Source organism: Streptomyces sp. NBC_00984, from assembly GCF_045162475.1.
In the GTDB taxonomy this organism is placed as follows: Bacteria; Actinomycetota; Actinomycetes; order Streptomycetales; family Streptomycetaceae; genus Streptomyces.
Map to the genome: position 1 here is coordinate 6,654,425 of NZ_CP108734.1, position 19,206 is coordinate 6,673,630.

15 protein-coding genes are annotated in these 19,206 nt (G+C 70.1%); 14 read left to right on the plus strand and 1 reads right to left on the minus strand.

Annotation, left to right across the window (positions count from 1 at the left end; genetic code table 11):
* The first annotated feature begins 4 nt into the window (after window positions 1-4).
* The 13 genes from OG520_RS29740 to OG520_RS29800 all read left to right on the plus strand — a co-directional run bounded on the left by OG520_RS29740 (window position 5) and on the right by OG520_RS29800 (window position 14,347).
* A complete protein-coding gene (locus OG520_RS29740) occupies window positions 5-1,732 on the plus strand; it encodes a UDP-N-acetylmuramoyl-L-alanyl-D-glutamate--2,6-diaminopimelate ligase (protein ID WP_406015215.1) in 1,728 nt (575 codons plus the stop codon).
* 4 nt (window positions 1,733-1,736) lie between these two features.
* Window positions 1,737-3,143, plus strand: a complete 1,407-nt coding sequence (gene murF, locus OG520_RS29745; RefSeq protein ID WP_406015216.1) for a UDP-N-acetylmuramoyl-tripeptide--D-alanyl-D-alanine ligase — start codon at window positions 1,737-1,739, stop codon at window positions 3,141-3,143.
* Window positions 3,140-4,210, plus strand: coding sequence for a phospho-N-acetylmuramoyl-pentapeptide-transferase (gene mraY, locus OG520_RS29750; RefSeq protein ID WP_266420459.1), 1,071 nt, complete (start codon window positions 3,140-3,142; stop codon window positions 4,208-4,210). Before murF ends, mraY begins: the two co-directional genes overlap by 4 nt.
* Window positions 4,192-5,625 carry a UDP-N-acetylmuramoyl-L-alanine--D-glutamate ligase gene (gene murD / locus OG520_RS29755; protein WP_399325894.1) on the plus strand — a complete coding sequence of 478 codons (1,434 nt, stop codon included), beginning with the start codon at window positions 4,192-4,194 and terminating at the stop codon, window positions 5,623-5,625. The genes mraY and murD overlap by 19 nt, the downstream gene beginning before the upstream one ends.
* A gap of 84 nt (window positions 5,626-5,709) precedes the next feature.
* Complete coding sequence (ftsW, locus tag OG520_RS29760; RefSeq protein ID WP_406015217.1) at window positions 5,710-7,161, plus strand: putative lipid II flippase FtsW; 1,452 nt, start codon at window positions 5,710-5,712, stop codon at window positions 7,159-7,161.
* A gap of 6 nt (window positions 7,162-7,167) precedes the next feature.
* The gene (gene murG, locus OG520_RS29765) at window positions 7,168-8,262 is read left to right on the plus strand and encodes an undecaprenyldiphospho-muramoylpentapeptide beta-N-acetylglucosaminyltransferase (RefSeq protein ID WP_399325890.1); all 1,095 of its coding nucleotides are present in this window, start codon (window positions 7,168-7,170) and stop codon (window positions 8,260-8,262) included.
* A gap of 50 nt (window positions 8,263-8,312) precedes the next feature.
* A complete protein-coding gene (locus OG520_RS29770; RefSeq protein WP_399325888.1) occupies window positions 8,313-9,107 on the plus strand; it encodes a cell division protein FtsQ/DivIB in 795 nt (264 codons plus the stop codon).
* A 277-nt stretch (window positions 9,108-9,384) separates the two neighbouring features.
* Window positions 9,385-10,602, plus strand: coding sequence for a cell division protein FtsZ (gene ftsZ, locus OG520_RS29775; RefSeq protein WP_399325886.1), 1,218 nt, complete (start codon window positions 9,385-9,387; stop codon window positions 10,600-10,602).
* Window positions 10,599-11,339 carry a peptidoglycan editing factor PgeF gene (gene pgeF / locus OG520_RS29780; protein ID WP_406015218.1) on the plus strand — a complete coding sequence of 247 codons (741 nt, stop codon included), beginning with the start codon at window positions 10,599-10,601 and terminating at the stop codon, window positions 11,337-11,339. Before ftsZ ends, pgeF begins: the two co-directional genes overlap by 4 nt.
* 6 nt (window positions 11,340-11,345) lie before the next feature.
* A complete protein-coding gene (locus OG520_RS29785; RefSeq protein WP_385552823.1) occupies window positions 11,346-12,065 on the plus strand; it encodes a YggS family pyridoxal phosphate-dependent enzyme in 720 nt (239 codons plus the stop codon).
* Window positions 12,066-12,191: 126 nt separating this feature from the next.
* Window positions 12,192-12,809, plus strand: coding sequence for a cell division protein SepF (locus OG520_RS29790; RefSeq protein WP_114244064.1), 618 nt, complete (start codon window positions 12,192-12,194; stop codon window positions 12,807-12,809).
* A 70-nt stretch (window positions 12,810-12,879) separates the two neighbouring features.
* A complete protein-coding gene (locus OG520_RS29795; protein ID WP_072483208.1) occupies window positions 12,880-13,164 on the plus strand; it encodes a YggT family protein in 285 nt (94 codons plus the stop codon).
* A gap of 49 nt (window positions 13,165-13,213) precedes the next feature.
* Window positions 13,214-14,347, plus strand: a complete 1,134-nt coding sequence (locus tag OG520_RS29800) for a DivIVA domain-containing protein (protein WP_266420482.1) — start codon at window positions 13,214-13,216, stop codon at window positions 14,345-14,347.
* A 405-nt stretch (window positions 14,348-14,752) separates the two neighbouring features.
* On the opposite strand, the gene ileS is transcribed toward OG520_RS29800, so the two are convergent.
* Complete coding sequence (gene ileS, locus OG520_RS29805; RefSeq protein ID WP_406015219.1) at window positions 14,753-17,902, minus strand: isoleucine--tRNA ligase; 3,150 nt, start codon at window positions 17,900-17,902, stop codon at window positions 14,753-14,755.
* A 566-nt stretch (window positions 17,903-18,468) separates the two neighbouring features.
* On the opposite strand from ileS, the gene OG520_RS29810 reads away from it, so the two are divergent.
* Complete coding sequence (locus OG520_RS29810) at window positions 18,469-19,200, plus strand: TraR/DksA family transcriptional regulator (protein ID WP_406015220.1); 732 nt, start codon at window positions 18,469-18,471, stop codon at window positions 19,198-19,200.
* Window positions 19,201-19,206: the final 6 nt, after the last annotated feature.

Here is a 19,206-nt window from a genome sequence, read left to right on the forward strand (position 1 = left end):
TCCAGTGACAACCATCACGCCCGATCCCGGGAACCGGAACGGGAACCACCGGAACCCCGGCCCCTCGCTTCGCGAGAGGCCGGGTGCGCCGGGTACGCTCACCGCCGTGCCCCACGCTGATCAGTCCCAAACCACCCAGAAGGCCGCCCCTGTGAACTACCCGGGAGCGCCCCGCCCGGACCGGATCGGGCCGACCGCGCTCGGCGAACTGGCAGCCCGGCTGGGAGTCGAGCCGCCGGGAGCCGGCGAGGTCACCGGCATCACCCACGACTCCAGGGCGGTACGCCCCGGCGACCTCTACGCGGCCCTGCCGGGCGCCCGCCTGCACGGCGCCGACTTCGCGGCCCAGGCGGCCGATCTCGGCGCGGCGGCGATCCTCACCGACCCGGCGGGCGCCGAGCGCGCCGCCGCCACCGGACTTCCGGTGCTGGTCACCGAGGACCCGCGCGGCCGGATGGGTGAGCTCGCCGCCGAGATCTACGGACGGCCCGGCGCCGACCTCCTCCAGATCGGCATCACCGGAACGTCCGGCAAGACCACCACCGCCTATCTGATCGAGGGCGGCTTCCGCGGTGCCGGGCGCGCCACCGGGCTCATCGGCACCGTGGAGACGCGGATCGGCGACGAGCGCATCAAGTCCGAGCGCACCACCCCCGAAGCCACCGATCTGCAGGCCCTGTTCGCCGTCATGCGCGAGCGCGGCGTCGACTCGGTGACCATGGAGGTCTCCAGCCACGCCCTGGTGCTCGGCCGGGTCGACGGCTGCGTCTTCGACGTCGCGGTCTTCAACAACCTCAGCCCGGAACACATGGAGTTCCACTCCGGGATGGAGGACTACTTCCAGGCCAAGGCGCAGCTCTTCACCCCGCGGCGCAGCCGGCAGGGCGTCGTCAACTTCGACGACGCATACGGCCGCAGGCTGGTCACCGAAGCGTCCGTCCCGGTCGTCACCTTCTCCGCCGAGGGCCACCCGGACGCCGACTGGCGCACCGAGGACGTCGAGGTCGGGCCGCACGGCTCCACCTTCACCGTCGTCGGTCCCAAGGGCGAACGGATCACCGCCAGGGCCCCGCTGCCCGGCCCGTTCAACGTCGCCAACACCCTTGCCGCGATCGTCACGCTCGCCGTCGCGGGCATCGACCCGCAGACCGGGGCCGACGGCGTCGCGGCCGTGCCGGGCGTGCCCGGCCGGCTGGAGCGGGTCGACGCCGGACAGCCGTATCTCGCGGTCGTCGACTACGCGCACAAGACCGACGCCGTCGAATCCGTGCTGCGCTCCCTGCGGAAGGTCACCGAGGGCAGGCTGCACATCGTCCTCGGCTGCGGCGGCGACCGCGACACGACCAAACGCGGCCCGATGGGCGCCGCCGCGGCCCGCCTCGCCGACACCGCCGTACTGACCTCCGACAACCCCCGTTCCGAGGACCCCCTCGGAATTCTCGCCGCCATGCTCGCGGGCGCCGCCGAGGTGCCCGTCCACGAGCGGGGCGACGTCCTGGTCGACGCCGACCGGGCCGCCGCCATCGCCTCCGCGGTCGCCCGCGCCGAGCCCGGTGACACGGTGCTGGTCGCCGGCAAGGGCCACGAGCAGGGCCAGGACATCCACGGCGTGGTACGCCCCTTCGACGACCGCGTGGTCCTGCGCGCGGCCATCGAGCGGTCCCTGGGGCACGAGCGCACCGAGAGCGCCGACCACCGCGCCCACACCCACGAGAACAACAGTCAGGGATGACCAAGTGATCACCCTTTCCCTCGCCGAGATCGCCGAAATCGTCGGCGGGCAGTCGCACGACATACCCGATCCGGCAGCAACCGTCAGCGGGCCGGTCGTCATCGACTCCCGGGAGGTGAAGCAGGGCAGTCTGTTCGTCGCCTTCGCCGGCGAGCGGGTCGACGGCCACGACTATGCGCAGCGCGCCGTCGAGGCGGGCGCGGCAGCCGTGCTGGCCGCCCGCCCCGTCGGCGTTCCGGCGATCGTCGTCGACGACGTCGTGGCCGCTCTCGGGGCGCTCTCCCGCGCCGTCGTGGGCCGCCTCGGCACCACCGTCGTCGCGCTCACCGGCTCCGCGGGCAAGACCTCCACCAAGGACCTCATCGCCCAGCTCCTCGAACGCAAGGGGCCCACCGTCTACCCGGCGGGCAACCTCAACAACGAGATCGGCCTGCCGCTCACCGCGCTGCGCGCCACCGAGGACACCCGCCACCTCGTCCTCGAAATGGGTGCACGCTACATCGGCGACATCCGCTACCTCACCGGTCTCGTCCCGCCCCGCGTCGGCCTCGTCCTCAACGTCGGCACCGCCCACATCGGCGAGTTCGGCGGCCGCGAGCAGATCGCACAGGCCAAGGGCGAGATGGTCGAGTCGCTGCCCGAGAACGGCGTCGCCGTACTCAACGCGGACGACCCGCTCGTACGCGCCATGTCCTCCCGCACGAAGGCCCGCGTGCTGCTCTTCGGTGAAGCCGCGGAAGCGGACGTACGGGGCGAGAAGGTCCGTCTCACCGACGACGGACGCCCCGCTTTCCAGCTCCACACACCCACCGGGTGCAGCGACGTGACCATGCGCCTGTACGGTGAGCACCACGTGTCGAACGCGCTCGCCGCGGCCGCCGTCGCCCATGAGTTGGGCCTGTCCGCAGACGAGATCGCCGAAGGGCTCTCCGAGGCGGGCACCCTCTCCCGCTGGCGCATGGAGGTCACCGAGCGTCCGGACGGCGTGACGTTCGTCAATGACGCCTACAACGCGAACCCCGAATCCATGAAAGCCGCGCTGCGCGCGCTGGCCGCCATGGGGAAGGGCCGGCGTACGTGGGCGGTGCTCGGCCAGATGGCCGAGCTCGGCGACGCCTCGCTCGCCGAGCACGACGCGGTCGGACGGCTCGCCGTCCGGCTCAACGTCAGCAAGCTCGTCGCGGTCGGGGGCAGAGAGGCCTCCTGGCTGCAACTGGGCGCATACAACGAGGGTTCGTGGGGTGAGGAGTCGGTGCACGTGTCCGACGCACAGGCCGCGGTCGACCTGTTGCGCAGTGAACTGCGCCCGGGAGACGTCGTGCTGGTGAAGGCGTCCCGGTCGGTCGGCCTGGAGCAGGTCGCCATGGCACTGCTGGGGAACGCGTCCGAGGGCGAGGTCTCCGGCCGATGAGGCAGATCCTCTTCGCGGGGGCCATCGGGCTCTTTCTGACCCTGGTCGGAACTCCGCTGCTGATCAAACTGCTGGCCCGCAAGGGATACGGGCAGTTCATCCGGGACGACGGCCCGCGTACCCACGGGTCCAAGAAGGGCACGCCCACCATGGGCGGTATTGCCTTCATCCTGGCGACGATCATCGCGTACATCGCGGCGAAGCTGATCACCGGCGAGGAGATGCGATTCTCCGGCGTGCTGGTGCTCTTCCTGATGGCGGGCATGGGCCTGGTCGGCTTCCTCGACGACTACATCAAGATCGTCAAGCAGCGTTCGCTGGGTCTGCGGGCCAAGGCGAAGATGGCGGGCCAGCTGATCGTGGGTATCGCCTTCGCGGTGCTCTCGCTCCAGTTCGCCGACGCCCGCGGCAACACCCCGGCCTCCACCAAGCTGTCGTTCGTCGCGGACTTCGGCTGGTCGATCGGCCCGGTGCTGTTCGTCGTCTGGGCGCTGTTCATGATCCTCGCCATGTCCAACGGCGTGAACCTGACGGACGGTCTGGACGGCCTGGCCACCGGTGCCTCGGTGATGGTCTTCGGCGCGTACACCTTCATCGGGCTGTGGCAGTTCCAGGAGTCCTGTGCCAACGCGGACACCCTGACCAACCCCAACGCCTGTTTCGAGGTGCGAGATCCGCTCGACCTCGCGGTCGTCGCCTCCGCGCTGATGGGCGCCTGCTTCGGCTTCCTGTGGTGGAACACCTCGCCCGCCAAGATCTTCATGGGCGACACCGGCTCGCTCGCCCTCGGCGGCGCGCTCGCCGGTCTGGCGATCTGCTCCCGCACCGAGTTCCTGATGGCGGTCCTCGGCGGCCTCTTCGTGATGATCACCATGTCCGTGGTCATCCAGGTCGGTTCCTTCAAGATGACCGGCAAGCGAGTCTTCCGAATGGCGCCGCTCCAGCACCACTTCGAACTCAAGGGGTGGTCCGAAGTCCTTGTCGTGGTCCGCTTCTGGATCATCCAGGGCATGTGCGTGATCGTCGGACTCGGACTCTTCTACGCGGGATGGGCAGCCGAGAAGTGAGCAACCAGGACTGGCAGGGCAAGCGCGTCACCGTCGCGGGACTCGGGGTCTCCGGAATTCCGGCGGCCAAGGTGCTGCACGGCCTCGGGGCCGTCGTCACGGTGGTCAACGACGGGGACGACGAGCGTTCCCGTGCGCAGGCCGCGGAGCTGGAGGCGCAGGGCATCACCGTGCGCCTCGGCGACGGGGCGACCCTGCCCGAGTCCACCGAGCTCATCGTCACCACCCCGGGCTGGAAGCCCGACAAGCCGCTCTTCACCGCAGCCGCCGAGGCGGGCGTCCCCATCTGGGGCGACGTCGAACTCGCCTGGCGGTTGCGGGGCCCCGGCGCGGCCCCCTGGCTCGCGGTCACCGGCACCAACGGCAAGACCACGACCGTACGGATGCTCGCCTCGATCCTGGAGGCGGCCGGGCTGCGCACCGCCGCCGTCGGCAACATCGGCGTCTCCCTCCTGGACGCGGTGCTCGGCGACGAGGAGTACGACGTACTCGCCGTCGAGCTGTCCAGCTACCAGCTGCACTGGGCGCCCTCGCTGCGCGCCCACTCCGCCGCCGTCCTCAACCTGGCGCCGGACCACCTCGACTGGCACGGCTCCATGGCGGCGTACGTCGCGGACAAGGGCCGGATCTACGAGGGCAACCGGGTCGCCTGCGTCTACAACGCGGCCGACCCGGCGACCGAGGACCTGGTCCGCGAGGCCGACGTCGAGGAGGGCTGCCGGGCCATCGGCTTCACCCTGAACACACCGGGCCCGTCCCAACTGGGCGTCGTCGACGGCATCCTCGTCGACCGCGCCTTCGTGGCGAACCGGCAGAAGCAGGCCCAGGAGCTCGCCGAGGTCGAGGACATCGACCCGCCCGCCCCGCACAACATCGCCAACGCCCTCGCGGCGGCGGCCCTGGCCCGCGCCTTCGGCGTCGAGCCCGCGGCCGTACGCGACGGACTGCGGGCCTTCCGCCCCGACCCGCACCGCATCGAGCGCGTCGCGGACGTGGCCGGGGTCGCGTACGTCGACGACTCCAAGGCCACCAACACCCATGCCGCCGAGGCCTCCTTGGCGGCCTACGACCCGATCGTCTGGATCGCCGGCGGCCTCGCGAAGGGCGCCACCTTCGACGAGCTGGTGACCGGGGCCGCCGGGCGGCTGCGGGGTGTCGTACTGATCGGCCGGGACCGGGAGCTGATCCGCGAAGCCCTCACGCGACACGCCCCCGAGGTCCCGGTGGTCGACCTCGACCGGACCGACACTGGGGCGATGTCCGAGGCAGTCCGCGAGGCGGCACGGCTCGCCCGGCCGGGAGACACCGTACTGATGGCCCCGGCCTGCGCCTCGATGGACATGTTCGTCAATTACAACAAGCGGGGCGAGGCGTTCGCGGACGCGGTCCGCGCACTCGCCGCCGAGAGCGCCTGACGGGCCCGGCCCCCGCGCCGTACCGTCACGGCCGTCGGCCCTCGGCGGCGGCCCCGGGCACGAGCAGTGGAGGGGACAGCGACAATGCCGGCCGAAGAGAGCTCAGCGGGGCCCCGTGGGGGCCGCTCACGGGCCACCGCGGCGATCAGCCGGGCACTCACCCCACCACTGCTCGCGGGGGCGGCTGCGGGCGTCCCGGCGCCCCTCGGCCCCGCCCTCAGGGTCCGGTCGGCCACCGGCTCCCGGCGCCCCTCGGTGCCGCGCTCCAAGGGACGCTCCACCGGCAGCCCCCGCACTCCCCGCGGCGGCGTGCGGCGGATGTACGAGCAGGCACGCCGGGCCTGGGACCGCCCTCTGACCGCGTACTACCTGATCCTGGGCGCCGGTCTGCTGATCACCGTGCTCGGCCTGGTGATGGTCTACTCCGCCTCGATGATCAAGGCCCTGGAACTGGACAAGCCGGGCACCTACTTCTTCCGTAAACAGTTCCTCGCCGCCGTCATCGGCGCCGGACTGATGGCGCTCGCCTCCCGGATGCCCGCCAAACTCCACCGGGCGTTCGCCTACCCGCTGCTCATGGGGACCGTCTTCCTGATGGTGCTGGTCCAGGTGCCGGGGATAGGGATGTCGGTCAACGGCAACCGGAACTGGCTCTACCTGGGCGGCCCCTTCCAGCTCCAGCCCAGCGAATTCGGCAAGCTCGCCCTGGTCCTGTGGGGCGCGGACCTGCTCGCCCGCAAACAGGACAAGCGGCTGCTGACGCAGTGGAAGCACCTGCTCGTCCCGCTCGTCCCGGTGGCCTTCATGCTCCTCGGGCTGATCATGCTCGGCGGCGACATGGGAACTGCGATCATTCTCACCGCGATCCTGTTCGGACTGCTCTGGCTGGCCGGGGCACCCACCCGGCTCTTCGGCGGAGTGCTCGGCTTCGCCGCGCTGATCGCCTTCGTGCTGATCAAGACCAGTCCGAACCGGATGTCCAGGCTCGCCTGCATCGGAGCCAGCGAGCCCGGACCGGGGGACTCCTGCTGGCAGGCGGTGCACGGCATCTATGCTCTGGCGTCCGGCGGATGGTTCGGTTCCGGGCTCGGTGCGAGTGTGGAAAAATGGGGCCAACTACCTGAACCGCACACCGACTTCATCTTCGCCATCACCGGGGAGGAACTGGGGTTGGCGGGGACGCTGTCGGTACTCGCCCTCTTCGCGGCTCTAGGCTATGCGGGTATCCGCGTGGCCGGACGCACGGAGGACCCCTTCGTGAGGTACGCCGCGGGAGGTGTGACCACCTGGATCACGGTGCAGGCCGTGATCAACATCGGTGCGGTGCTCGGCCTGCTGCCGATCGCCGGAGTCCCGCTCCCGCTGTTCTCCTACGGAGGATCGGCCCTGCTGCCGACCATGTTCGCCGTCGGGCTGCTGATCGCGTTCGCGCGAGAGGATCCCGCAGCGAAGGCGGCCCTGGCCATGCGGAGGCCCGGGGTGAGATGGAAGACGATGAGACGGCGCGTCAAGAAGCGTCCGTCCGGAGAGCGGTGAATTTCGGTGCATGTCGTACTCGCCGGTGGGGGGACCGCCGGCCACATCGAGCCCGCGCTTGCCCTCGCGGACGCCCTGCGCAGGCAGGACCCGACCGTGGGAATCACTGCCCTCGGCACGGAGCGCGGACTCGAGACCAGGCTCGTACCCGAGCGGGGGTACGAACTCGCCCTGATCCCGGCCGTGCCGCTGCCGCGCAAACCCACCCCGGAACTGATCACCGTCCCGGGACGGCTGCGCGGCACCATCAAGGCCGCCGAGCAGATCCTGGAGCGCACCAAGGCGGACTGCGTCGTCGGCTTCGGCGGCTACGTCGCCCTGCCCGGCTACCTCGCCGCCAAGCGGGCCGGGGTGCCGATCGTCGTCCATGAGGCCAACGCCCGTCCCGGCCTGGCCAACAAGATCGGTTCGCGGTACGCCCACGGCGTCGCCGTCTCCACCCCCGACAGCAAGCTGCGCGGTGCCCGCTACATCGGCATCCCGCTGCGCCGCACCATCGCCACCCTGGACCGGGCCCGGGTCCGCCCCGAGGCACGTGCCGCCTTCGGCCTCGACCCCAACCTGCCGACGCTGCTGGTCTCCGGCGGCTCGCAGGGCGCCCGCCACCTCAACGAGGTGGTCCAGCGGGTCGCCCCGCTGCTGCAGCGCTCCGGGATCCAGATCCTGCACGTGGTCGGACCGAAGAACGAATTGCCGCGCGTCGACAACATGCCCGGGATGCCGCCCTACATCCCGGTACCGTACGTGGACCGGATGGATCTCGCGTACGCCGCGGCCGACATGATGCTCTGCCGTGCCGGCGCGATGACCGTCGCCGAACTCTCCGCCGTCGGGCTCCCCGCCGCCTACGTCCCGCTGCCCATCGGCAACGGCGAACAGCGGCTCAACGCCCAGCCGGTGGTCAACTCCGGCGGCGGACTGCTGGTGGACGACGCGGCGCTCACCCCCGAGTGGGTGCAGGGCAACGTCCTCCCGGTGCTCGCGGATCCGCACCGGCTGTACGAGATGTCCCGCGCCGCCGCCGAGTTCGGCCGCCGGGACGCCGACGACCTGCTCGTCGGCATGGTGTACGAGGCGATTGCCGCACGCCGAGGCGCGTGAGGCGGACGGGTCCGGGGGCGGCGCCCCCGGACCCGGCATAAGGAGCGAGCGTGGCCGGACCGACGACCGCCCAGCGCGGAGCACGGCAGCGGGAGGACTCCCCGGCCCGCTCGCCGCGCCCGCGCCCCGAAGGGCGCGGACTGCCCGGCCGCATGAGGCTGATCCTGATCGGCGTGCTCGTGCTGCTGCTTGCCGCCGGTGCCGTCTGGGCGCTCTACGGCTCCTCCTGGCTCCGGGCCGAAGAGGTCAGGACCACCGGTGTCGACGTACTGACACCGTCCGAGGTGGAGGCCGCCGCGGCGGTACCGATCGGGGCCCCGCTGATCTCCGTGGACACCGATGCCGTCGCCGACCGGTTGCGCCAGAAGTTGCCTCGTATCGATTCCGTGGATGTCGTACGGTCATGGCCGCACGGAATCGGACTTAAGGTGACGGAACGACAGCCGGTCCTGCTGGTCAAAAAGGGCGCAAAGTTCATTGAAGTGGACGCGAAAGGCGTGCGTTTCGCAACGGTGGACAAATCGCCTGGGCGTGTACCTCTGCTGGAACTGGCACCTGATCAGTCCGCGAGTCTGCGCCGCTTCGGCAGTGCCCGGCTGGTGCGGGAAGCGGTCCGGGTCGCGGGCGAACTCCCGGGCGGCGTCGCCAAGGACACCAAGGTCGTACGGGTCACCTCGTACGACTCGATCTCCCTGGAACTCACCCGGGGGCGCACGGTGATCTGGGGCAGCGGTGAAGGAGGTCCGGTGAAGGCGAGAGTTCTCACCGCTCTCATGAAATCCGCTCCCAAAGCGGGACACTTCGACGTGAGTGCACCCACCGCCCCTGCCGCGTCGGGCAGTTGACGCACATTTGGCCTGGCCAGCACCCTGGTTGGTCAGCGCTACGGGTGATCACATAGGGTGAAAAGAAAAACGGGAGGTTCGGCGTGTTCGTTGAACGTGCGCCACTTGTCGACTTAGTGTCCTGTTCGGAAGAGTCCATGAAGCAGACACACTGGTAACCCTAAACTTCAACGTTAGGGTTTGGGTCGGCGTTTCGGACCGTCCCAATCGGCATCCGTCGTCGCGGCGGGACTACCGCGAAGCGACGACACGTAACTCGAGGCGAGAGGCCTTCGACGTGGCAGCACCGCAGAACTACCTCGCAGTCATCAAGGTCATCGGTGTCGGCGGCGGTGGTGTCAATGCCATCAACCGAATGATCGAGGTCGGTCTCAAGGGCGTCGAGTTCATCGCGATCAACACTGATGCGCAAGCCCTGTTGATGAGCGACGCCGACGTCAAGCTCGACGTCGGCCGCGAACTCACCCGCGGCCTTGGCGCCGGCGCCAACCCGGCAGTCGGTCGCAAGGCGGCAGAGGACCACCGTGAGGAGATCGAGGAGGTCCTCAAGGGGGCCGACATGGTCTTCGTCACCGCCGGAGAGGGCGGCGGCACCGGCACCGGCGGCGCACCCGTCGTCGCCAACATCGCGCGCTCGCTCGGCGCCCTGACGATCGGCGTGGTCACCCGCCCGTTCACCTTCGAGGGCCGGCGACGCGCGAACCAGGCGGAGGACGGCATCGCCGAACTCCGCGAAGAGGTCGACACCCTCATCGTCATTCCCAACGACCGGCTGCTGTCCATCTCGGACCGCCAGGTCAGCGTGCTCGACGCGTTCAAGTCGGCCGACCAGGTACTGCTCTCGGGTGTCCAGGGCATCACCGACCTCATCACGACCCCGGGCCTGATCAACCTCGACTTCGCCGACGTCAAGTCGGTCATGTCCGAGGCCGGATCGGCACTCATGGGCATCGGCTCGGCCCGCGGCGACGACCGTGCGGTGGCCGCCGCGGAGATGGCGATCTCCTCGCCGCTCCTGGAGGCGTCCATCGACGGCGCCCGCGGTGTCCTGCTCTCCATCTCCGGCGGCAGCGACCTCGGTCTCTTCGAGATCAACGAGGCCGCCCAGCTGGTGAGCGAGGCGGCGCACCCCGAGGCGAACATCATCTTCGGTGCGGTCATCGACGACGCGCTGGGCGACGAGGTACGTGTCACGGTGATCGCCGCGGGCTTCGACGGCGGACAGCCGCCGGCCCGTCGCGAGAACGTCCTGGGCGCGAACTCCGCCAAGCGCGACGAGCCCGCCGCGCCGGTCCGGACCCCCGAGCCCGTGCGTCAGACCAGTGGGCTGGGCTCCGTGCCCACCCGTGAGGAGCCGCCGGTCCAGGCGGAGCCCGTACCGGTGGTGAGCGAGAGCCACCTGCCGCCGGTCGCTTCGCCGCACGTCCCGCCGGCCCGTCCTTCCTACCAGGACTCCCAGGCCGAAGAGCTGGATGTTCCGGACTTCTTGAAGTGATAGCTCAGCTCCACGCACGGTCCTCGGCGGGCGGCGCCCACTTCTCCTTCACCGACAGGTGGGGCGGAGTGAGCGCCGCTCCGTACGAGGAGCTCAACCTCGGCGGCGCGGTCGGAGACGACCCCGCCGCCGTTCTGGCCAATCGCGAACGCGCCGCCCGGGACCTCGGTCTGGACCCGGCGCGGGTCGTCTGGATGAATCAGGTGCACGGGCGGGACGTCGCGGTCGTCGACGGGCCGTGGGGAGACGCATCGGAGATCCCCGCGGTGGACGCGGTGGTGACCGCGCGGCGCGGGCTCCCGCTCGCCGTGCTCACCGCCGACTGCACCCCCGTACTGCTCGCCGACCCGGTCACCGGGATCGCGGCCGCGGCGCACGCGGGCCGTCCGGGTCTGCTCGCCGGGGTCGTCCCCGCCGTGGTCGAGGCCATGGTCGGGCTCGGCGCCGACATCTCCCGGATCGTCGCCCGCACCGGACCGGCGGTCTGCGGACGGTGCTACGAGGTCCCGGCCGACATGCGCGCCGAAGTCGCCCGGAGCGTTCCGGCCGCCTGGTCCGAGACCAGCTGGGGCACTCCGGCCGTGGACGTCACCGCCGGGGTCCATGCCCAGCTCGAAGCGCTCGGCGTCGAGGACCGGCAGGCCTCGTCGGTCTGCACCCTCGAATCGAGTGACCACTTCTCGTACCGCCGCGACCGCACCACCGGGCGGCTCGCCGGATATGTCTGGTTGGACTGATAGGGCATGACGGACCGTAAGGCTCAACTCGCCGAAAATCTGGCGCGGGTGGAGGAACGCATTGTTTCCGCCTGTGTCGCCGCCGGTCGCGAGCGGGAAGAAGTGACCCTCATCGTGGTCACCAAGACCTACCCCGCGAGCGATGTGCGGATTCTGCATGAACTGGGTGTGCGTCATGTCGCGGAGAATCGTGACCAGGACGCGGCTCCCAAGGCAGCCGAATGTGCGGATCTGTCGCTCACATGGCATTTCGTCGGTCAATTGCAGACGAATAAGGTTCGTTCTGTAGCGAGTTATGCCGATGTCGTGCAGTCGGTGGATCGGACCAGATTGGTCACTGCCCTTTCGGCGGCCGCCGTGCGCGAGGGGCGCGAACTCGGCTGTCTCATCCAGGTCGCACTCGACGCCGAGAGCGGCGAGCGGGGCGACCGGGGCGGCGTCGCGCCGGACGGGATCGAGGAGTTGGCCGCCGCGGTGGATTCCGCGCCGGGGCTGCGGCTCGGCGGTCTGATGACCGTCGCACCGCTCGCCGGACCGTACGCGGGACGGCAACGGGCCGCCTTCGACCGGCTGATGGAATTCTCATCCCGCCTGCGCGGGAACCATCCGGCTGCGAACATGGTCTCCGCAGGGATGAGCGCGGACCTCGAGGACGCCGTCGCGGCCGGAGCGACACATGTGCGCGTCGGTACGGCGGTACTCGGAGTCCGACCCGGGCTCGGGTAACGTCGCCAAGCAGGTCGGACCACAGCAGAAAATATGGTCATTCCCGCCTATGGCGGGCAGGCCTCAGTGGATCGCGGGGCACTTGGTGACAGATGCCGATCCACCACAGAGCGGAGGACTCAGAGCATGGCCGGCGCGATGCGCAAGATGGCGGTCTACCTCGGCCTCGTGGAGGACGATGGGTACGACGGTCCGGGGTTCGACCCCGACGACGAATTCGAACCCGAGCCGGAGCCCGAGCGCGACCGGCGGCGGCACCAGCCCGCGCATCAGGTGGAGCGGGACCGGGAGCGGGACGAACCGGTACGAGTGGTGCAGCCTCCCGCGCAGCGGGAGCCGGTTCAGATCCCGGCGGAAAGAGAGCGACCCGCCCGAATCGCCCCCGTGGCATCCATCACACCTGAACGCCCGAACATGGAGAAGAACGCACCGGTGATCATGCCCAAGGTCGTGTCCGAGCGGGAGCCCTACCGCATCACCACACTGCACCCCAGGACCTACAACGAGGCCCGTACCATCGGGGAACACTTCCGTGAGGGCACTCCGGTGATCATGAATCTCACGGAGATGGACGATACGGACGCAAAGCGACTTGTCGACTTTGCTGCAGGACTCGTCTTCGGTCTCCATGGCAGCATTGAGCGCGTGACGCAGAAGGTGTTCCTGTTGTCGCCTGCTAACGTCGATGTCACGGCGGAGGACAAGGCCCGTATCGCTGAGGGCGGATTCTTCAACCAGAGCTGAGAACACGACACCGGGAACAACCCGGCCGCGAGGCCGGAGCTACGAGAGCCAGGGGAGAGGGAAGCGCGAAATGGGCGTCGCACTGCAGGTTGTCTATATCGCGCTGATGTGTTTCCTCATCGTGCTGATCTTCCGGCTGGTCATGGACTACGTCTTCCAGTTCGCGCGTTCATGGCAGCCCGGCAAGCCGATGGTGGTCATACTTGAGGCCACCTACACTGTCACCGATCCACCGCTCAAGCTTCTGCGGCGATTCATCCCGCCGCTGCGTCTCGGGGGCGTGGCACTCGACCTGTCCTTCTTCGTTCTGATGATCATCGTCTACATCCTGATCAGCATCGTGATCAGGCTGTGAGCGATACGGTCCTGCCGACTGCCGACGACTACGTAGAGGTGAAGAAGAGATGCCGCTGACTCCTGAGGACGTGCGGAACAAGCAGTTCACGACCGTCCGCCTCCGAGAAGGCTATGACGAGGACGAGGTCGATGCCTTCCTCGACGAGGTCGAGTCCGAGCTGACCCGCCTGCTCCGTGAGAACGAGGACCTGCGCGCGAAGCTGGCCGCTGCCACGCGTGCCGCCGCGCAGAACCAGCAGCAGGGCATGCGCAAGCCGGAGCCGCAGGACCGGCCCGGGGCACCTGTGCCCGCCGCCATATCGGGTCCGCCGGTCCAGCAGCAGCCCCCGCAGATGGGTCCGCCCCAGCTGCCCGGTGGTGCTCCGCAGCTGCCCGCCGGTCCCAGCGGTCACGGTCCTGGTCCCCAGGGCCCGCATGGCCCCGGTCCGCAGGGCCCGCACGGCCCCGGTCCGATGCAGGGCGGTCCCATGGGCGGCCCGATGGGCGGCCCCATGGGTGGTCACGCCCCGCAGCAGCAGATGCAGCAGATGCAGCAGCCGCCGCAGATGCAGCAGCCCGGTCAGGGCCCCGGTGGCGACAGCGCCGCCCGTGTCCTCTCGCTCGCGCAGCAGACCGCCGACCAGGCGATCGCGGAGGCTCGTTCCGAGGCCAACAAGATCGTCGGCGAGGCGCGCAGCCGTGCCGAGGGCCTGGAGCGGGACGCACGCGCCAAGGCGGACGCCCTGGAGCGGGACGCGCAGGAGAAGCACCGCGTGGCGATGGGCTCGCTGGAGTCGGCCCGCGCGACGCTGGAGCGCAAGGTCGAGGACCTGCGCGGCTTCGAACGTGAGTACCGGACCCGCCTGAAGTCCTACCTGGAGAGCCAGCTGCGTCAGCTGGAGACCCAGGCGGACGACTCGCTGGCCCCGCCGCGGACTCCCGCGACCGCTTCGCTGCCGCCGTCGCCCTCACTGGCCCCGGCCGGTGCGGGTGCCATGGGTCACGCCATGGGCGGCAACCACGGCAACCAGCAGATGGGCGGCAACCCGTCCATGGGCGGTGGTCCCTCGTACGGCGGCCAGCAGCAGATGTCGCCGGCGATGACCCAGCCGATGGCGCCGGTGCGGCCGCAGGCGCCGCAGCCGATGCAGCAGGCTCCTTCGCCGATGCGTGGGTTCCTGATCGACGAGGACGACAACTGAGCCGGGTGCGCGCGTTGAGCGCGTAGCCGTCGGCAGGCTGAGGGCCGGGCCCCGGGGATTCCCCGGGGCCCGGCCCTTTTGTCGTGCGTGGTGGGCGGGGGCCGGTGCGGGGGTGTGGGCCTTGAGGTGGGGGCAGCGGGCGGGGCGGGGGCCGCTGCGCGGGGCCGTTCCCCTACCCGCCCCTTCCCGAACCTGGGGCTCTGCCCCAGACCCCGCTCCTCAATCGCCGGAAAGGCTGAAAAGCGGGGCCGGGAGGCTGGAGGGTGGAGCTGCGTGGCTGAGAAGCGAGGCCGGGAGGCTGGGGAGCGGAGCTGTGTGGCTGAAGAGCGGGGCCGGGAGGCTGGGGAGCAGTGAGAAGGGCCCGGTCGGACTGGTGTCCGGCCGGGCCCCTCTTTCTGTTGTGGGTTACTGCTCCGTCTTGCGGAGGCGGAACGTCAGGGACAGGCCCTCGTCCTCGAACGGGGCGCCGTACGCCGGGTCCGCCTCGCCCTGGGCGTAGTCCAGTGCCAGGACCTCGTCCGCGATCAGGGCCGCGTGCTCGGTCAGGGCTTCCACCGTGGCGGGGGAGGCCGACGTCCAGCGGACGGCGATGCGGTCGGCAACGTCCAGGCCGCTGTTCTTGCGGGCCTCCTGGATGAGGCGGATCGCGTCACGGGCGAGGCCCGCGCGCCGGAGCTCCGGGGTGATCTCCAGGTCCAGGGCGACCGTCGCGCCCGAGTCGGACGCGACCGACCAGCCCTCGCGCGGGGTCTCGGTGATGATCACCTCGTCGGGGGAGAGGGTGACCGTCTCGCCGTCCACCTCGACCGACGCCGTGCCCTCGCGCAGGGCCAGCGAGAGGGTTGCCGCATCGGCGTTCGCGACCGCCTTGGCCACCGCCTGGACGCCCTTGCCGAACCGCTTGCCGAGCGCCCGGAAGTTCGCCTTCGCGGTCGTGTCGACCAGCGAACCGCCGACCTCGGACAGCGAGGCCAGCGAGGAGACGTTCAGCTCCTCCGTGATCTGGGCGTGCAGTTCGGGGGAGAGCGCCTCGAAGCCCGCCGCCGCGACCAGTGCCCGGGAGAGCGGCTGGCGGGTCTTCACACCGGACTCGGCGCGGGTGGCCCGGCCCAGCTCGACCAGGCGGCGCACCAGCGCCATCCGGGTGGAGAGCGCCGGGTCGATCGCCGCCGGGTCCGCCTTCGGCCAGGTGGAGAGGTGGACCGACTCGGGGGCGTCCGGCGTGACCGGGACGACCAGGTCCTGCCAGACCCGCTCGGTGATGAACGGGGTGAGCGGGGCCATCAGCCGGGTCACCGTCTCGACGACCTCGTGCAGGGTGCGCAGCGCCGCCTTGTCGCCCTGCCAGAAGCGGCGGCGCGAGCGGCGTACGTACCAGTTGGACAGGTCGTCGACGAAGGCGGACAGCAGCTTGCCGGCGCGCTGGGTGTCGTAACCGTCCAGGGCCTGCGTGACCTGGTCCACCAGCGCGTTCAGCTCGCTCAGCAGCCAGCGGTCCAGGACCGTGCGGTCCGCCGGTGCCGGGTCGGCCTCGGAAGGGGCCCAGCTGGACGTACGGGCGTACAGGGCCTGGAAGGCGACGGTGTTCCAGTACGTCAGGAGGGTCTTGCGGACGACCTCCTGGATCGTGTTGTGGCCGACGCGGCGCGCCGCCCACGGCGAGCCGCCCGCCGCCATGAACCAGCGCACCGCGTCCGCGCCGTGCTGGTCCATGAGGGGGATGGGCTGAAGGATGTTGCCCAGGTGCTTGGACATCTTGCGGCCGTCCTCGGCGAGGATGTGGCCCAGGCAGACCACGTTCTCGTAGGACGACTTGTCGAAGACCAGGGTGCCGACCGCCATCAGCGTGTAGAACCAGCCGCGGGTCTGGTCGATGGCCTCCGAGATGAACTGCGCCGGGTAGCGGCTCTCGAAGAGTTCCTTGTTCTTGTACGGGTAACCCCACTGCGCGAACGGCATCGAACCCGAGTCGTACCAGGCGTCGATGACCTCGGGGACGCGGTACGCCTCCAGCTGGCAGTTCTCGTGCGAGCAGGTGAACGTGATCTCGTCGATGAACGGGCGGTGCGGGTCGAGGCCCGAGAGGTCGGTGCCGGTGAGCTCGCTCAGCTCCGCGCGCGAGCCGACGCAGGTGAGGTGGCTGTCCTCGCAGCGCCAGATCGGCAGCGGGGTGCCCCAGTAGCGGTTGCGGGACAGCGCCCAGTCGACGTTGTTGTTCAGCCAGTCACCGAAGCGGCCGTTCTTGACCGAGTCCGGGAACCAGTTGGTCTTCTCGTTCTCCTGGAGGAGCCGGTCCTTGATGGCGGTCGTACGGATGTACCAGGACGGCTGCGCGTAGTAGAGCAGCGCGGTGTGGCAGCGCCAGCAGTGCGGGTAGCTGTGCTCGTACGGGACGTGCCGGAAGAGCCTGCCGCGGGCGGCCAGGTCCTCGGTGAGCGCCTCGTCGGCCTTCTTGAAGAAGACACCGCCGACCAGCGGCAGGTCCTCCTCGAAGGTGCCGTCGGGGCGGACCGGGTTCACGACCGGCAGGCCGTACGCCTTGCAGACCAGGAGGTCGTCGGCGCCGAAGGCGGGGGACTGGTGGACCAGACCCGTACCGTCCTCGGTCGTCACGTACTCGGCGTTGACCACGTACTGCGCCTCGGCGGGGAAGTCCACCAGGGTGAAGGGGCGCTCATAGGTCCAGCGCTCCATCTCGCGGCCGGTGAAGGTCTCGCCGGTGGTCTCCCAGCCCTCGCCCAGCGCCTTCTCGACGAGCGGCTGCGCGACGACGAGCTTCTCCTCACCATCGGTCGCGACGACGTAGGTGACGTCGGGGTGCGCGGCCACGGCGGTGTTGGAGACCAGGGTCCAGGGGGTGGTCGTCCAGATGAGGAGGGACGCCTCGCCGGCCAGCGGGCCGGACGTGAGGGGGAAGCGGACGAAGACCGACGGGTCGACGACCGTCTCGTAACCCTGTGCCAGCTCGTGGTCGGAGAGACCCGTGCCGCAGCGGGGGCACCAGGGGGCGACTCGGTGGTCCTGGACCAGGAGGTCCTTGTTGAAGATCTCCTTCAGCGACCACCACACCGACTCGACGTACTCGGGGTCCATCGTGCGGTACGCGTCGTCGAGGTCGACCCAGTAGCCCATGCGGGTCGTGAGCTCGGTGAACGCGTCCGTGTGGCGGGTCACGGACTCACGGCACCTGGCGTTGAACTCGGCGATGCCGTACGCCTCGATGTCCTTCTTGCCGTTGAAGCCCAGCTCCTTCTCGACCGCGAGCTCGACCGGCAGTCCGTGGCAGTCCCAGCCGGCCTTGCGGCCGACGTGGTAGCCCTGCATGGTCCGGAAGCGGGGGAAGACGTCCTTGAAGACGCGGGCCTCGATGTGGTGGGCGCCGGGCATGCCGTTGGCGGTGGGCGGGCCCTCGTAGAAGACCCACTCGGGGCGGCCCTCGGACTGTTCGAGGCTCTTGGCGAAGACCTTGCTGTCGCGCCAGAAATCGAGCACGGCGTGCTCCAGCGCGGGCAGGTCGACCTGGGCGGGTACCTGGCGGTACTGCGGCGATGTCATGGGCGGACTTCCTCCGGCGGACGTTTTCCACTTCCGTCGGAGGGACGAGGGCCTCATCGGCTCCCGCGGTACCACCCTCCTTGGCCCCGGGCGTGCGCCCGTGGCCCCCTCATTGGGGTCGCGATGCCGGTTCTACTTGCCTTGCGCCCGTGGGCGGAGCCCACTGTCCAAAGCTTTCTTCCGACGGCTCCGGGTGATCTTCACGACGCGCTCGCCCCCGGGCTTCCACCGTCCCCGGGTCGCTCCTGGCTGCGTACGACGCTACTCGTCCCATCCACGCCTCTCGCTGGGCCCAGTGTACGGGCCCGTACGGGCGACGGCCGACCGGTTTAACCCGAGGGGCGGGCGTGACCCGAATGGGCAGACGGAGGAGCACGGAGTCCGGGCGGGGTGCCGGGAGGCGGATTACCCGGCGGTGAGCTGGGCACAACGGATGCAGGCAGGTCGGTATCCGGACGCGGGGAGGGGCGATTCGGCGGCGTGCCCCGTTGCCGCGGCGCTGGGGTCGATTTATCGTCCCAGCACGATTCGCGTGCAAGATCACAATATGTGAAGGGGCCGCGGCCATGGTGGCGAAGAAGACCGCCGCGAAGAAGACGGCGGCGAAGAAATCCGCGGCCGGGAAGACAGCGGCCGGCACGAAGGCGGCGTCCGCCGAGCACGAGGATGCCGAGCACGAGGATGCCGGGCCCGCGGAGCCGCCCGAGAACGCACCTGCGAAGAAGAGCGCGGCCAAGAAGGCTTCGAAGAGGGCCGCGTCCGCGGCCAAGGGGGCGGCCGAGGCCGCCGGGAAGACGGGAGCCCACACGGTGGTAGCCAAGAAGAGCGCGGCCCGGACCCGCACGGCCGGCACGGGCGCGGCGCCCGTGCCCCCGGCGGGTGGGATCGTCACGACAGCCCCCGGCGAGCTGGCGGTCCGGCCGGGCGAGGACCCCTGGACCTCGGAGGAGGTCGCCGAGGCGCGGGCCGTGCTGAGCAGCGAGACCATGCGGCTGCGCAGTGAGCTGGAGGCCGCGAGCGCCGCGCTCGCCGGACTGATGCGTGACTCCGGTGACGGCGCGGGTGATGACGAGGCGGACACCGGCACCAAGAACATCACCCGCGAGCACGAGATGTCGCTCGCCGCCAACGCCCAGGAGATGCTGGAGCAGACCGAGCGGGCCCTGGCCCGGCTCGACGCCGGGACGTACGGACTGTGCGAGATCTGCGGCAATCCGATCGGCAAGGCGCGGATGCAGGCGTTCCCGCGCGCCACGCTCTGTGTCGAGGACAAACAGAAGCAGGAGCGCCGCGGTTGATCCCCG